This window comes from Legionella jamestowniensis, assembly GCF_001467745.1.
Classification (GTDB): Bacteria; Pseudomonadota; Gammaproteobacteria; order Legionellales; family Legionellaceae; genus Tatlockia; species Tatlockia jamestowniensis.
In genome coordinates, this window is record NZ_LNYG01000013.1 from 410,927 (window position 1) to 425,753 (window position 14,827).

A 14,827-nucleotide genomic window follows, 5' to 3' on the forward strand; every position below is an offset into this window, starting at 1 on the left:
CCTTTTTTCTGTAAAGCCAGAAATTACATTTAAGGAGTTAGCATGAATCCATGCCCTTGCGGTTCCACAAAGGATTATTTACTTTGCTGTGGTCGTTACATTAATGGTGCCGCTACACCAACCACACCGGAAGCCTTAATGCGCTCACGTTATACAGCCTATAGCCAAGCCAACATTGATTATATTCAAAAAACCATGCTTGGCGGTCCGCTTGCAGGTTTTGATGCAGTAGATGCAAAAAACTGGGCCGCCCGCATAACCTGGCTTGGATTGAAAATAATTAAAGCGTACCAGGATGAATCAAACCCTAATAAAGGCTATGTCGAGTTTATAGCTCGCTTTAGAGAAAATAATCAACCTCAGGTTCTTCATGAATTAAGTCAATTTGAAAGTGTTAATGGCTTATGGTTTTATACAGCTGGTCTTAAACCCGAAAAATTGACCTTGAAATCGAAAGTTTCACGTAACACCCTCTGCCCTTGTGGAAGCCAAAAGAAATTTAAAAATTGTTGCCTTGGCAAGTGAGAATATTATCTTGTAAAAACTGCATGCGATGAAGTTGCTTTCAGCCTAATTTATTTGCCTCCAGATTGCTTTTCCCCTTTCGCTAAATTAAGTCTGCAATCCACCTCGTTTGTCACGGTATGCTCGATATGTGACAGGTTTTATCGGATTAATAATTTCTTAATAATCAGCCCATATAATAGTCATTTCGATAACAAACAACCCTATTTGTATGAAAATCAACGAAATTGCTTTTGAGCTGTTGCAACTCTTTGAAAAAGAATTAAATAAAAGAGAATCCATTCGGTATAAATATTCAAGCGATATTAATCCTGAAAACCATGTGCGTCTGGAGCAGGATGAGTCTATAAGTTATTACGCCTGGAAAACAGCAGGCATATTTATTAAGCTTCCACGCCGTCATAATTATGAAGTCTTAGCGAATTGGCAAATAAGAGAAGCCTACCGTATCCTAAATACTGCACTCGCTTCCTCTGAAGTCTCTAATGAAGTAAAAAAAGAGTTGCTGACATTTAAAAACAAGCTGGAGACAACCCCTTATTTAAGAACACTATTGTGGTCAATTGATCAAGGAATTACTCCCGCACCAGTCGTATGTTCTGGTCATGGGGTATGGTATACCAGTGATGGCCTTGTCGATCTTACGAAGTATGACTCAACGGTGATGATGGTATCTGGGATGGGGGCAAGCCTTAGCCATGAATTAGCAAAAGATATCGAAAATAACCAATTTAAACCTGAAGAGGTCGTCATCGTTAAAAAAGAAAAGGATACAGAGCCTGTACCCCATATTAATCCGTCTCCCCGTTTTTTCAATCAGCACACCCCTGAGACTAAGATTCCAGACTTTTGTCTTGTAGACGATAAGGAATCTAAACCAAAGCCCCGTGTAATAGAGCCTTATACCATGAGGGTGCTCTACGATCTTCAAATGGAAAATACCAACAAGAGCTACTTTTTCTTGTCAACAGTTCTTCAGCGTTTTCAGGGTTCAAGACGGGTTATTGCTTGGGCGGGATGTACAGGTGTCCGTGATGATGAGGGCAATAAATCAGGCGAATTTTTAGGCTACCGCTGGAGTAATAAAGAGGAAGTTTCTCGTAAACGTAAACGATTGGAGGAACATGGACAACAAATGTCCCACCCAATACAGTCAGGTGAAGAAGAATCATCGGGATCTGTCTTAAGCTAACAAGATTCTACCTTTTAAAACCTCCCTACACACCTACTTGGTAAGCTGTTATAACCACAGACAGCTTCCAAGTAATTAATAACCTCATCCCTCACCTAATTAGTCTGTGACAACAATTTATTGGTATAAGCAATCGCTAACGCAGATACCAACAAGGTCAAATGGATCACTACTTGCCATAGTACGCTGTCAAAAGCTTGTTTACTCGGATCAATAAATGTCCTGAGCAGGTGAATGGAGGAAATACCAATTAAGGCAAGGGCCAGTTTTATTTTCATGGCTCCTGCATCGATATGATCTAACCACTCCGGTTGATCGGGGTGATTATTAAGGTTTAATCGTGAAACAAACGTTTCATATCCCCCCATGATAACCATGATTAATAAGTTAGCAATCATAACCACATCTATCAAGTCGAGTACCCCCAACATAATTTGCGTATTATCCGCAGTGTTGATATGCCCCATTAAATGAAATAATTCTGTGATAAATCGATAAGCATAAGCCGTTAAAATTAAAAGTAATCCTAAATAAAGAGGTGCTTGAAGCCAACGTCCTAAGAAAATTAACTGACTAATAAGCAGAGGAAGTTTTTTTATTTTTTTATTGTCAAAGGTATTTTCAATACTATTCATAATTTGTTTGCCTTTATTTCAGACCGGGGTGTGAAGGAATTGGTTTCTAATTTTACTGCAAGTCGTTCATTTAAAAAACTGGTTGGCATTTTTGAAGGAAAGGCGAGTAAATTATTGGTGGGCCGTATAGGTTTCGAACCTATGACACAGAGGTTAAGAGCCTCCTGCTCTACCAGCTGAGCTAACGGCCCACGTTATCAGCATAACGTGGCTTTGAGTATGATTTCAAGTTTGTTGACAGCATAAGTTATCTACCCAGACAACTATTAAATAACCTTACAAATTAAAAGTTTGATCATGAACAAGAAACAACAATCTGTCCAGACATATTATCAAGAATACAGATTTTAGAGTCATCATTAATTTTCCTATTATTATTAAATAAAGCCAACCTTTGTTTTTTATTATTTGAAAAAAAATGGTCTCGTTTTTTTTCTTTGGCTTCAGCAAGCATCCATGCAGGTGTTTTTTTAACTGACTCTCTATGATCTTCCCCTTCTGTAGGAAGTGATTTAAACAGTTGATATCTAAATTGTGAGCTAGGGTAAAATTTATTTCCTACTTCACTTAAAAATTCACCGTTCTGATTAGGGCCATAAATACTCCCAGCATAATAATAAACAGGCTTAGATTCAGCACGTAAAAATCCATGTTGAAATGAAGATGCTTTAGTATGATTAGTTTGTTTAGTGCCACAAGAATAGAGATGAATTGAAGAAATATGATGAGCAACTGGAAGCATATCTTGGTTAAAACGATCGGTCATGGTGCCTATGGAAATCCATGTACTTAGCTCTGAATCAGTATGATTTGCTACTTTGTCTGAAACATTGTCAGCACCGTGAGCAAGGATAAAAACTGTAATCAACCCTTCATGGTCTTCTTTATGCTCATCCTCATGGCAATGAAGTACAATGTCTTCCTTAGTATATTGTTGATAATTCTTTATCCATTGCTTTGCCAATTGAAGTAAGTCGCCTGCTACATCTCTAGAAAAAGGAATATATAGTATAATCATACAGCACTTATTGTCGAAAAATTTTACAATATGATACTATATCTTTCTTAGCGAAATATTAAGGTTTTTCCATTCGACTATCTGTCTCGTCTTCGTCACTACCTTCTGTAAAACCTTCCCTATCAGAATCATCCTCCTCATTTTTGTTTTTTGCCATCAATGCCCGTTTCTGCGTTAAAGTCACTTTATTCTTCTCCATATGATTTGAAAGACTGGGCTGAACGATGGGCTGATTAATTAACTTTTCCATATTCGTCATTATTTTTTCATCGGCTGCAATTTTTTCCTCAATTTGTGTTTGAACTTTTCGCTGATGTTGTTGTTCCCCCCAAATTTTAGTTCCCAAAACTCCTGCTGCAATGGCAGTTACTGCCACAGAGACTGCAGCAACGGCAATCACTGCAGCAATAGGGACACCAACACCAGGAATGATTAATGCTAATGCCGCAAGTGCCAGAGCAAAGCCTGAGAAAGAGGCTGCGTAACCCAACCCTTTTATTAATTTTTCTTCAGTAGACCACTGTTTCTTTTCCAATTGTTGACGCATAACAAAACTATGTTCACCCTCATTTAATTTATCTTCTAGTTGGGCAATTTCGTCACGCGTGGTGGGTGAAATTTTGCGTTCGCCTAATGGTTTCATGTTGAACTTACTATAAAGATCAGCGCTATTTTTTATAAAATCAACTGCACCATAAGCTAAAACAGCCCCCCCAATGACTAATCCCGGAATAATAAGAGGAGGAAAAGCAATACTTAACACTGCTGCCGTTGTCACCAACAAGGCACCCAGTCCCATCCAGCTGGTATCAGTGAGCAATTTCTTGCGGTTATTCGTTTCTTTCAAATAAGATAATCGCCTGTTTGTTAACAATTGATTATTTTGTTCAATCAAAGCCATCGAAGAGAGGTTGGCGAGTTGTTGATAGGATTCATTTTCTAATAAATTATTAATCATTGCATTTTTGTGTGCTGTAAAAATTTTTGGATCGGATTCACCTTTTAAAAAATCCAACTCCATTTTCCAATGCGTGTAATAGGAGTGGTCTTTAAACCAAAGCGGCATCTTTTCATAGTGTTCACCGATATTTTCCGGTGTCGCATCGCGCAAAAAACGAAGAAGATAATTACAAAAACGGTAATCTTCCAGAGGGGCTTCCAAATCAGCATCTAAATCAAATTTTTCCTTAAAATTTGAAAGCAATTGATTGAACCGTTTTTGCTGTAAAAGAAACTCTTCTTTTGAGCTCGCTTGTAACATTCCCTTTATAGATTCCTGAGCGGAAACTAGCATCTGCCTTTGTAATTGCTTCGTCTTTTCATTAGGATTTTTTCGAATTAAATCATCCGTAATTGCACGTAATTGATGCTCTATAATCAAAGCAGAAGTTAGTTCATGCGTTAATGTTTTCTGATTAAAACTCTCAATTTCTTGATTTAAATCTTGCGCCATTATTAAAAATCCTAGTTACTTAAAAAAATTATATTTTACGCTATAAAAATTGGCGTTTTAACTAAAATATATAGTAAAGAAACCAAGAGTAAGTCCAATGAATGTAAAAGAAAAGCTATTTCAAGCGATTAACGCTCGAAATACAATCGAGTGTAGCTACCATGAAAAAAAGCGATTTATTGAACCCTACCATTTTGGCATTTTAGGTGGAGAGGAACAGCTTCATTGTTTTCAATATGCAGGCGAGAGTGAATCTGGGGGCATTCCTCAGTGGAGAAATTTAAAGCTTCAGGACATTCGCTCTATTCGAATCCTAGATAGCCACTTCCTCATACGAGAAAGCTATCACCCAGAGAATGCTCATTATAGTTTCATTGAAAATGGCATTTATAGAAGATAACCTTCCTACTCTTACCAAGAGGCTTCTCTTAAATTTTTGAGCTAACCCTATAGACAGGAGGCGGTATTTTATATTTTACTGTCATAGGCAGTATGGAGCCTAATAATCAACAGGTAGGTAAGGATAAGAAAACGATGACTGTTGTAAAACGTTCCCTTTGGATTGGGATTTTATTGTTAGGCCTATGCAGTTTTGGAAAAACCCAGGCAGAAGAAACGGATCAGTTCACTTTACCGCCGGAAGAACTTGTGGATATCGGTCCTATGGTCAGTCATCGCCTTTTCTCTATCCTTATTCAGGCTATGGATCAAACCAATGCAGAAATAGAAGCACTTCTTCCTAAAGCCGACAAGAGCCGAAAAGCAGCGTCACAATTGGCAAAGCGATATACTGATGCCTATATTATTGATTTAATTTATAAACAAACTGGCGTGGGGCTTCCTGAGGCTACTTTTGAACGCTGGCTTCACTGGAGTAAATTCCCCAAAGAGCTGCAACCCATGCGTTTTAATGCTATTTGGCCATGGAAAACCGTGTATTGGCTTGTTATTTCTCAGACTCCAGGAACACTTTTTTTACTTTCCCCAACAATCAATATGTATGGTCATTACTTTGGCACAGACAAAATAGGACATTTCTTTCAGCAAGGAAGAGGTTATTACAAACTTTACATGCGCGCTCTTACGCGCGGAAAATCTAAAGCGCAAGCTCATGCAGCCATTATTGCACATGGTCAGCGCCAAGAGGATGGTTTATTCGGGACAATGCTTAATGGTATTTATTCCAATGGGGATCTGGCTGCCAATTATGCAGGATGGAAATTTTATATGAATTTGGCCCATGCAATAAAAATTGGACCTAAAACACTCCCTCCCCTCATCGTTTTAGACGGCAATCAATGGAAATTTGCTCGAAGCGTTGATGGGAATAATTTATTAAAACCCTACATCAATGACAGTTTGAATGAAGCCTTAAACCCATCCCATTATTTTTTTATGCGAAGTGTAATTCGTAATAACATTAAAAAACGTTGTTCACAATGGATTCAACGTATTGGCCTTACTCCTGAAGTTGCTCAAGCGAAACTGGCTGAAACCAGCCATTGGGAGGGAGAAGATTATGGTCATTGGTTACCCTCACGCGATGCCGTTACACTAAATGTATGTTTTGGTGGACGCTAACTACGAAAATGAAAATCAGTCTTTGATTTCAGTTGACTTAATTTTTACCAATATCCAAAGCCGGGCTATCCAAAAGTAACACTTCATTAGCATCAAATTTTCTTTCCTTAGAACCTATACCTGCTGCTTTTTTTTGTGCACGAATGTAAGAAGCACTGTCATCTTTCGTTTGAGAAAATTGAAAAAGGGGTTTAGGTCTTGTTTTTAGTGCAATGGCGCTGTTCGGCAAACTTTTTAAAGTGGTATAGCTCTCTGGGTTTTCGTGAAGATATTGAGCCGCATTATTAGAAAAATCGGTGTGACCATTGTAAATATTCATAATAGCCAACTGTTCCTCTCGACTAAAGTTATCAAAATTCGACATTTGGCTGAAGTAGTTAAAAGTCGAGTGGGCATATTGATTATAGAGCAATGTCGATAAATGAGGGAACCGAAAAGGATTGAGCATTAAATATTGATTGATAAAGTCTGGACTGGTAAAACCATATACCTCATCTGGGTATACATCCAGTATCTTAAACTTATTACGTCTCCTTTCACGCATAATATCAAATAACGTGCTAACGCCTGTCATTCCTCCGTTTTTAACAAGCCATGCGTCAGCTTGCACCAATTCGCGTTCAGTGATATCAGGCTCCCCTTGCACCGTTAGATTACCTAAATACCCCTTTTCCAAAAGTTTTGAAATGATGTATTCCTGGATAACATGGCTATAAGCCCCATGAAGACGGGAATCAGTGTCAGGATAATCAGGCGGATCAATAAAGAGCATTCCTTTTTGCAATGTTTTTACTGCCTTTTTACTGGGAACTACACCGAAAAATGCCAACCATCCATCAGTTTTTAAAAATAATGCGGCTTTATTAGGCGGAGCAAAGTTCACATTATGTTTTCGTAATTGTTGCATTAGCACATCAGTTAAGAGGGCCAAGGGGTGTTTAATCTCTAAAATCTCTTTAGAAATTATCGGGCAGTAATAAGACTCTTCAATAATATTATTATCCCAGTCCGTTAGCTTATCTCCGGTAAACTCTTTGTAGTATTTTGGACACAAATTTCTTTTAAGAAGCTCTTCTTTAGGGACAGGTATAGCTGACATATTGGTAGCGCATTCTTGCTCAAGCTCATCAAATATCTTGTCAATAATCAACTTGCCGCTGATAAAAAAATTAAAAGTCAGTGCTTTTATATAGAGAATTTCTTTGAACCGGGCCTTTGAAATATTGACCGGTTTTTCTATACGGCTAAGTAAACCATCATAGATATCCTCGGTGAGATCCAGGAGGTCTGCTAGCATAATTTCCAGGTTAGCATCGCAAGGATGATATCTTTTTATATTTTTTTCAATTTCTTCTTGCGTTGGTTTTGGGACGGTGATTTTTGGAGGCATAATTGTACGTAATAAAACAAATTGAAAATATTTTATACTATGAAAATTAACAAAATCTTAAGATTTAATTTAATTACTCAAGGCGCATCATCTTTGGCCAGACAAAAAACTGGAATCGTGCTTTGCGAGCGTTAACGAAGACACCCTGTATCTTATCATTATTCAGCCTTTCCCTACCTACCGGCGGCTCGTCGCGGTATCAAATGCGAAGTCGAGCACTGGAAGAACAGTGTGTCGGAATAGGATTATTTCATAATTGCTTTGCTAATGCTTGCAATTGACGTGATTCCAAACGTTTGAAAATTTTGACTATAGTTAAAATAGACATAACTTGGCGTGTGATGTTAAGGATAACACCATTAATAGATTCTCTATCCTGCATCCCACTGGTAATATTTAAATAACATAAATGAATATGCCAGATACTTTACGAATTAGCACATACAATATTAATTGGGGAAAAGGGCCTTGGAAGCTTACCTCCCCCACGACAAGCATGGATGCATTGAGACAGACAAATGCAGACATCATTTTATTACAAGAAACCACCCCGTTTTGGCAGGAAATGTTAGAAAAGAATTTCGGTAAACGTTATCCTTATCGCTATTTTCAACACCATAATAATGCAGGAGGTTTGGCAGTAATCGCTAAATTCCCCTGTGAAACCATTGAATATATCCACCCTCAAATCGGCTGGCACCCCATTTGGATTTTTAAATCAGACACCTCATTAGGCCCTATACAATTTGCCAATTTGCACCTAACACCTCCTTTAGTGAATGAAAGCAGTATGGGGTTTATGTTCCATGCTTTATTCACATCCCCACCCATTCGCCTCCAGGAAATATACCATGTTAAACAATGCCTACAACCTGAAATACCTACGATCATCGCTGGTGATTTTAATGAGGGGGACAATGGTGGGGTTGTTAACTACCTGCGCAACCAGAATTTTATTGATGCACTGAATGCCACCCAATTCAAGGGCTACACCTGGCGTTGGCGTATAGCTATTTTATGTTTTCGTGAACGATTAGATCGTATGTTTTCTTCCCCTTCACTAAAGCCTGTGAACAGTGAAGTCATTTATGATGGGGATTCGGATCATTTTCCTTTATTGGTGGATTTTGTAAAAGCAAAAAACTAAGGCTTCGCACAGAATTATAATAGGAAAGCCTTGATGGCATGACAATCAAGGCTTGCAGCCACTTAGGGTTAATCAGGAGGCATTTGCCGCACGTGCACGTATTCGTTCAAGTCCTTGTTCCAAACGCATTAAAGTACGCTTTTTACCCAGTAACGTTAATGTCATGTCAATAGCAGGAGACATGCTGCTGCCCGTCACCGCCACACGGAGGGGCTGCGCTATTTTGCCCATGTTTAAGTCAAATTCAGCACTCACATCATTGATACATTCTTGCAACACATCTTTTTCCCAGTGTTGCACCGCTGTAAATTTTTGCAGTAATGCTTCAAGTGGGTGCAAAACAACCGGTCTTAAATGTTTTTTAACCGCATCTTCGTCGTACTCAATGTCGTCTTGATAAAAATAAAGGCTTTTTTCACAAATCTCGACCAGTGTTTTGCAACGTTCCGCTTGAGGGGGAATTAAATTCTCCAGTTTAGGCCCCTGGGTAACATCAATACCACGTTGTTGAAAATGCCACTGTAATGCCTTGGCCACTTCTTCTGGAGCGTCATGTTTTTGATAATGTTGGTTTAACCAATGCAATTTTTCATAGTTGAAACTTGACACACCTCGGCTTACATTTTTTAAATCAAAAAATTTAATCATTTCAGCGACGCTAAAAATTTCCTGATCACCGTAAGACCACCCCAGCCGCACTAAATAGTTAAGCAAAGCATGAGGTAAAAAACCCAGTTCTTTAAATTGAAGTACACTAACTGCCCCATGCCGTTTGGAAAGTCGTTTGCCATCATCACCAAGAATCATGGGTAAATGGGCAAATACAGGGACAGGTGCATCCAGGGCTTTGAATAAATTGATTTGTCTCGGCGTATTATTGATATGATCATCACCTCGAATAACATGGGTAATATTCATATCCCAATCGTCAATAACCACTGCAAAATTATAGGTAGGATGACCATCCGAACGCACTAAAATCAAATCATCCAATTCGCAATTATCGATATGAATGTCTCCATATACCTGATCGGTAAATGAAACAATACCAACATGGGGGTTTTTAAATCGAATTACATGAGGTATAGCCGTGGCAGGTAAATTTTTATCACGGCAAAACCCATCGTAACGAGGTTTCTCCTTGGCGGCCAGTTGGGCCTCGCGTAATGCTTCCAAACGTTCTTTACTGCATTCACAACGGTAAGCCCTACCCTCATCCAATAGTTTTTGTGCAATTTCACGATAACGATTATAGCGTTGAGTTTGGTAAATAGGCCCTTCATCATAATCAAGCCCTAACCAGGCCATACCATCGAGAATAGCTTGTACTGATTCTTGCGTTGAACGTTCTTGATCAGTATCCTCAATCCGTAATATAAATTGACCCTGATGGTGCTTTGCATACAACCAGGAAAATAAAGCCGTACGTACGCCTCCAACATGCAAAAAACCAGTGGGACTAGGGGCAAAACGTGTTCGAACAACCATTAAAACGCTCCGTTGTAAGCGGGAAAATAATCAAGCTATAATAGCTCAGTTTAGCTATAACAAAAACCCATAGGGCCCGTTTATATCGCATTTTACAAATGCTTGGCATGAATTTGCTAAGCTTATACAAATGCATTTTAAAAAATAGTGAGCCAGGTATCAGTTGTTACTATTTTAAGGATAATTAAGGCTTGAATGAAGTGAAATTCAGAATTATCTCATAGGGAATCACGTGCCAAAACTATTTGTAATGATGTGCGGGAGGTGCCAGAGATGAAAAGACTGGGCATCAAATATCAACTCCGCATTACTACTTTAATCCCAGTTTTTCTGGTTGCCCTTCTATTCGCTGTTTTTTACAACGGCCAGTTTAATAAAGATTTAAATCAACATGTCTTAAGGCTCGGTGAAGCCTACATCCGCCAACTTTTGCCGGCAGCCCAATTTGCGATGATGCGTAATGATAATAGGACCCTGCAAGGCTTAATTAATGCATCCACCATTAATCCAGAAATCAAAGCGCTCGCTTTTTATAACGCCGAGGGAAAATTATTAGCCTATCGTGGTGGAAAACATGCGATCAATAAACCTTTTACTCCTCTAAAATTCACGGGTGATTATATTGAGAGCAAACAAATAGAACCTTATACCATCAAATTTACTGCCCCCGTTACCATTCCCAATTTTAATCTTTACTCCACAACATCGTTTAAAAAATCCGCAAACCTCACCCTACAAGATGATGATATTCTCGGTTGGTTATCCTTGTATATTGATACGCAATCCATGCTCATTAAACGGTATCAGATGTATATTGTGACGATTTTTATTACTCTGTTGGGTTTATTAATTAGTCTAACCATCCACTTTTTTCTATCCAGACGTATTTATCTTCCTATTTCGCGGCTGCGTCGCAGCATGAAACAAATCCTTAGCAATGAATTTGAAACCCATATCAGTACGAGGAGTACAGGTGAGCTTGGTATTATTGAAAAAGGTTGTGCCCATTTACAAAAAGCCTATCTAAATACCGTTAAAGACTTAAACCATCACATCGAAGTGGCGACAGAAGATTTACATCAAAGTTTAGAGCTGCTGGAAGAAAAAAATATTGAGTTATCCCTGGAAAAAAAGAAATGTGAAGAAAAGAGCAGGCAAAAATCAGAATTTATTGCCAACATGAGCCATGAAATTCGCAACCCAATGAATGGGGTTATAGGGTTTACCAATGTTTTGTTGGAATCCAAGCTAGATAGCTTGCAACTGGATTATGTAAAAACCATTAAGTCCTCAGCACAGGACTTACTTACCATTATTAATGACATTCTTGACTACTCCAAAATGGATGCTGGTAAACTGCACCTGGATTGCATACCTTTGGATATTCGGGCTTGTATCGATGAAGTGTTGGCTTTAGCAGCCCCCAATGCCCATAAAAAAGGGCTCGACCTTATCCCGGCTACAGAAATTAACGTTCCCAGAAAAGTGCTTGGTGATCCCATACGTATTAAGCAAATCATCACCAATTTAGTCAGTAATGCCATTAAGTTTACTGATCATGGCTATGTGCTCATTCGCACCGCCATTGAGCAAGAAACTGACAAAGATTATACCTTATGCTTATCTGTTATTGATACGGGCATTGGTATTTCTCCTGAAGATCAGCCTAAATTGTTTAACGCATTTAATCAGGCTGATACCAGCATAACCCGCCGCTTTGGTGGCTCAGGCTTAGGTTTGGTGATTTGTAAAAAACTTATCGAACAAATGCAGGGCCGCATTTCTTTTACCAGCGAAGTTAACAAAGGAACAACCTTTTCTATCCGCATCAAACTTGAAAAATTAGCAGCTTACGAAGTAGAAAAGGAACAAAGCCAACGCTTCGATAATCTGAAAGTGCTTTGTTATGATGATAATCCTTTATATTTGGAAGCCATGTGTAATGGCTTAGGCTATTGGGGAATCAAATGCGTGCGCATTTCGGCATTCAATCAATTGGAAAAAGCATTCACTGAGCATAGTGATTGTTCATTAGCCTTTATTAATGTGAATGAAGGTTGTGAAAAGCAAGTGGCACAGGTTTTACGTAAGCAGACAATACCCTCCATATTAGTTTCAAAATGGGTAATTCATAACCATCAAGCTCTAGGCGCCAAAGCCTTCCTGTTTAAACCGATAAGTATTCAAAAATTACATGAAATTATAGAGTCTGTACTTAACGAAGCATCCCAGTCTACCAATGCTGACCATGAGTTGGATAACCTACGTACACAGCTTCGTGTTTCCCGGCCTGATGTATTGATTGCTGAAGACAATCCTGTAAACAGAATGTTATTAACCTCCTTATTGCAAGAAAACTGCAATATCGAAACAGTAGAGGACGGAGAGGAAGCAGTTAAAGTTTGTCAAAGCAAACGTTTTTCCGCTATTTTACTGGATCTACAAATGCCCAAGCTTAATGGTCTCGATGCCGCCCGTCTTATTCGCCATGAATCCATGCTGAATAAACAAACCTCGATTATAGTGGTCAGTGCCGATAGTAGTAATCTTAGTAAAGAGAAATTAAAAAAAGCAGGGGTTGATTTTTGTTTACAAAAACCCATTGATGAAAAGCAATTGTTAACTTATTTACTGCGTATTGTAAAAAAATCCAAATCAGCAGCTATTGACTGGCAACTCTGTGTGCAAAAGGTATCAGGAAATCAAGCATTGGCTGAAGAATTCCTGGGGCGATTTGTGGAAGAATTGCGAAGAAACCGCGAAGAGTTTATTCAACTTCTGCACAACAAAGACATTAAAGGCCTGGAAAGTGCCGCCCATAAATTACACGGTGCATGCTGTTTTTGTGGTGTTCCCCATCTACAAACACAGGTGATTCAACTCGAGAAACAAGCCAAAACTGCAAAAAAAATTGATGAACTTCAAAGTATTTTTGCAGAGCTAATTCAAAGTATTGACGAAGTGATTGATGAGTTTGACAATTTATACCAAACCAGTCCTTCTGATTGAATTTATATCATGGAGAAAATATGTCTATAAAAAATGCTATCTACGCCCAGTCTGGTGGAGTTACAGCGGTTATTAACGCTTCGGCCTGTGGAGTAATTCAAACTGCGCGAAACCACCCTGAAAAAATAGGAAAAGTCTATGCAGCACAAAATGGCATTATTGGTGCGCTCAATGAGCTATTGATTGATACTTCTTTAGAAACAGACGAAGATATTGCCAAACTCCTTCATACACCATCAGGTGCATTTGGTTCTTGTCGTTACAAATTGAAAGAAAGTGGGCCTGAGTATGAGCGCTTGATTGAAGTTTTTAAAGCCCATAACATTGGCTATTTCTTCTATAATGGTGGCGGCGATTCGCAAGACACAGCCTATAAAGTATCTAAATTGGGTAGTGAAATGGGATATCCAATTACTTGTATTGGTATTCCCAAAACAGTGGATAATGATTTACCGTTCACCGATACTTGCCCAGGATTTGGTTCTGTTGCCAAATACGTAGCTATTTCCACTTTAGAGGCTGGATTCGATGTTGCTTCAATGGCTGCTTCTTCGACGAAGGTGTTTATTCTTGAAGTAATGGGCCGTCATGCAGGGTGGATTGCGGCAGCCAGTGGTTTAGCCGGCGAAACGCCAGCAGAACCTCCACATATTATTTTGTTTCCTGAAGTCCCTTTTAATCAACAGCAGTTTTTAAGCAAAGTCAATGAGTGTGTTAAAAAATATGGCTATTGCGTCATTGTTGTGTCAGAGGGTATTCGTAATGAAGAGGGACAATTTTTAAGTGACGCTGGGTTAAGGGATGCGTTTGGTCATGCACAATTAGGGGGTGTCGCACCCGTTATCGCCCAATTAGTTAAAACAGAATTGGGCTATAAATACCATTGGGCAGTGGCTGATTATTTGCAACGTGCTGCAAGACATATTGCATCACAAGTTGATCTCGAACAAGCTTATGCACTGGGTAAAGCCGCGGTTGAATTGGCATTGAATGGCCATAATGCCATTATGCCTATTATTCAACGTGAACAGGATGCTCCTTATCGTTGGTCTATAAGTCATGTTCCACTAGCTGACGTTGCCAATCAGGAAAAGACAATGCCCGTTAATTTTATTAGCGATGATGGTATGGGTATCACTGAGCACTGTCGACGCTATCTCGCACCGCTCATTCAAGGTGAAGCCTATCCACCTTATCAAAACGGCTTACCTCTATACGTACGTCTTAAAAATAAACTTGTTCCACAAAAGCTTTAGTCCCTGCTCATTTTGGGTCATTTCTAAACAGTATGACCCAAACTATTTAGTAACCGATGGCTTGAACGGTAAAAAAGTTTAAGCACAGAAAATAGCTTTTACTGAGCGTCCTAGCCCCTTTGGGGCAAACATC

General features: G+C 39.0%; 12 protein-coding genes and 1 tRNA gene. 7 read left to right on the forward strand and 6 right to left on the reverse strand.

Annotated elements, in window-relative coordinates; genetic code table 11:
* Positions 1 to 42 precede the first annotated feature (42 nt).
* Positions 43 to 525, forward strand: coding sequence for a YchJ family protein (locus Ljam_RS06205; protein WP_058449257.1), 483 nt, complete (start codon positions 43 to 45; stop codon positions 523 to 525).
* 211 nt (positions 526 to 736) lie between these two features.
* A complete protein-coding gene (locus Ljam_RS06210) occupies positions 737 to 1,717 on the forward strand; it encodes a DUF6863 domain-containing protein (protein ID WP_058449258.1) in 981 nt (326 codons plus the stop codon).
* Positions 1,718 to 1,812: 95 nt separating this feature from the next.
* On the opposite strand, the gene Ljam_RS06215 is transcribed toward Ljam_RS06210, so the two are convergent.
* The 4 genes from Ljam_RS06215 to Ljam_RS06230 form a co-directional block, all read right to left on the reverse strand.
* On the reverse strand, positions 1,813 to 2,352 hold the full coding sequence (locus Ljam_RS06215; RefSeq protein WP_058449259.1) for a TIGR00645 family protein: 540 nt from the start codon (positions 2,350 to 2,352) through the stop codon (positions 1,813 to 1,815).
* A 115-nt stretch (positions 2,353 to 2,467) separates the two neighbouring features.
* Positions 2,468 to 2,543: transfer RNA gene (locus Ljam_RS06220), tRNA-Lys, on the reverse strand.
* A gap of 104 nt (positions 2,544 to 2,647) precedes the next feature.
* Complete coding sequence (locus Ljam_RS06225; protein ID WP_058449260.1) at positions 2,648 to 3,370, reverse strand: hypothetical protein; 723 nt, start codon at positions 3,368 to 3,370, stop codon at positions 2,648 to 2,650.
* Between the two features lie 58 nt (positions 3,371 to 3,428).
* The gene (locus Ljam_RS06230; protein WP_058449261.1) at positions 3,429 to 4,823 is read right to left on the reverse strand and encodes a hypothetical protein; all 1,395 of its coding nucleotides are present in this window, start codon (positions 4,821 to 4,823) and stop codon (positions 3,429 to 3,431) included.
* A 97-nt stretch (positions 4,824 to 4,920) separates the two neighbouring features.
* On the opposite strand from Ljam_RS06230, the gene Ljam_RS06235 reads away from it, so the two are divergent.
* Positions 4,921 to 5,223: a hypothetical protein gene (locus tag Ljam_RS06235; protein WP_058449262.1), complete on the forward strand. Its 303-nt coding sequence runs from the start codon at positions 4,921 to 4,923 to the stop codon at positions 5,221 to 5,223.
* A gap of 134 nt (positions 5,224 to 5,357) precedes the next feature.
* On the forward strand, positions 5,358 to 6,404 hold the full coding sequence (locus tag Ljam_RS06240; protein WP_058450750.1) for a hypothetical protein: 1,047 nt from the start codon (positions 5,358 to 5,360) through the stop codon (positions 6,402 to 6,404).
* A 37-nt stretch (positions 6,405 to 6,441) separates the two neighbouring features.
* Here the strand turns inward: Ljam_RS06240 and Ljam_RS06245 are convergent, their stop codons facing one another.
* Positions 6,442 to 7,554, reverse strand: coding sequence for a hypothetical protein (locus Ljam_RS06245; protein WP_193786982.1), 1,113 nt, complete (start codon positions 7,552 to 7,554; stop codon positions 6,442 to 6,444).
* Between the two features lie 649 nt (positions 7,555 to 8,203).
* On the opposite strand from Ljam_RS06245, the gene Ljam_RS06250 reads away from it, so the two are divergent.
* Positions 8,204 to 8,941, forward strand: coding sequence for an endonuclease/exonuclease/phosphatase family protein (locus Ljam_RS06250; protein ID WP_082651588.1), 738 nt, complete (start codon positions 8,204 to 8,206; stop codon positions 8,939 to 8,941).
* Positions 8,942 to 9,013: 72 nt separating this feature from the next.
* Here Ljam_RS06250 and gltX read toward each other — a convergent pair whose 3' ends face one another.
* Positions 9,014 to 10,429: a glutamate--tRNA ligase gene (gene gltX / locus Ljam_RS06255; protein ID WP_058449265.1), complete on the reverse strand. Its 1,416-nt coding sequence runs from the start codon at positions 10,427 to 10,429 to the stop codon at positions 9,014 to 9,016.
* Between the two features lie 273 nt (positions 10,430 to 10,702).
* Here gltX and letS point away from each other — a divergent pair, with 273 nt between their 5' ends.
* Entirely contained in the window at positions 10,703 to 13,438 is a 2,736-nt protein-coding gene (gene letS / locus Ljam_RS06260; RefSeq protein ID WP_058449266.1) for a two-component system sensor histidine kinase LetS, read from the forward strand.
* Positions 13,439 to 13,458: 20 nt separating this feature from the next.
* The gene (locus tag Ljam_RS06265; protein ID WP_058449267.1) at positions 13,459 to 14,694 is read left to right on the forward strand and encodes a 6-phosphofructokinase; all 1,236 of its coding nucleotides are present in this window, start codon (positions 13,459 to 13,461) and stop codon (positions 14,692 to 14,694) included.
* The last annotated feature ends 133 nt before the right edge of the window (positions 14,695 to 14,827 follow it).

Excerpts from the sequence above, each read along its gene's own strand:
- Ljam_RS06250 (WP_082651588.1), top strand. The coding sequence starts at position 8,204 with ATGAATATGCCAGATACTTTACGAATTAGCACATACAATATTAATTGG.
- gltX (WP_058449265.1), bottom strand. The coding sequence starts at position 10,429 with ATGGTTGTTCGAACACGTTTTGCCCCTAGTCCCACTGGTTTTTTGCAT.
- Ljam_RS06235 (WP_058449262.1), top strand. The coding sequence starts at position 4,921 with ATGAATGTAAAAGAAAAGCTATTTCAAGCGATTAACGCTCGAAATACA.
- Ljam_RS06265 (WP_058449267.1), top strand. The coding sequence starts at position 13,459 with ATGTCTATAAAAAATGCTATCTACGCCCAGTCTGGTGGAGTTACAGCG.
- Ljam_RS06240 (WP_058450750.1), top strand. The coding sequence starts at position 5,358 with ATGACTGTTGTAAAACGTTCCCTTTGGATTGGGATTTTATTGTTAGGC.
- Ljam_RS06215 (WP_058449259.1), bottom strand. The coding sequence starts at position 2,352 with ATGAATAGTATTGAAAATACCTTTGACAATAAAAAAATAAAAAAACTT.
- Ljam_RS06225 (WP_058449260.1), bottom strand. The coding sequence starts at position 3,370 with ATGATTATACTATATATTCCTTTTTCTAGAGATGTAGCAGGCGACTTA.
- letS (WP_058449266.1), top strand. The coding sequence starts at position 10,703 with ATGAAAAGACTGGGCATCAAATATCAACTCCGCATTACTACTTTAATC.
- Ljam_RS06230 (WP_058449261.1), bottom strand. The coding sequence starts at position 4,823 with ATGGCGCAAGATTTAAATCAAGAAATTGAGAGTTTTAATCAGAAAACA.
- Ljam_RS06205 (WP_058449257.1), top strand. The coding sequence starts at position 43 with ATGAATCCATGCCCTTGCGGTTCCACAAAGGATTATTTACTTTGCTGT.
- Ljam_RS06210 (WP_058449258.1), top strand. The coding sequence starts at position 737 with ATGAAAATCAACGAAATTGCTTTTGAGCTGTTGCAACTCTTTGAAAAA.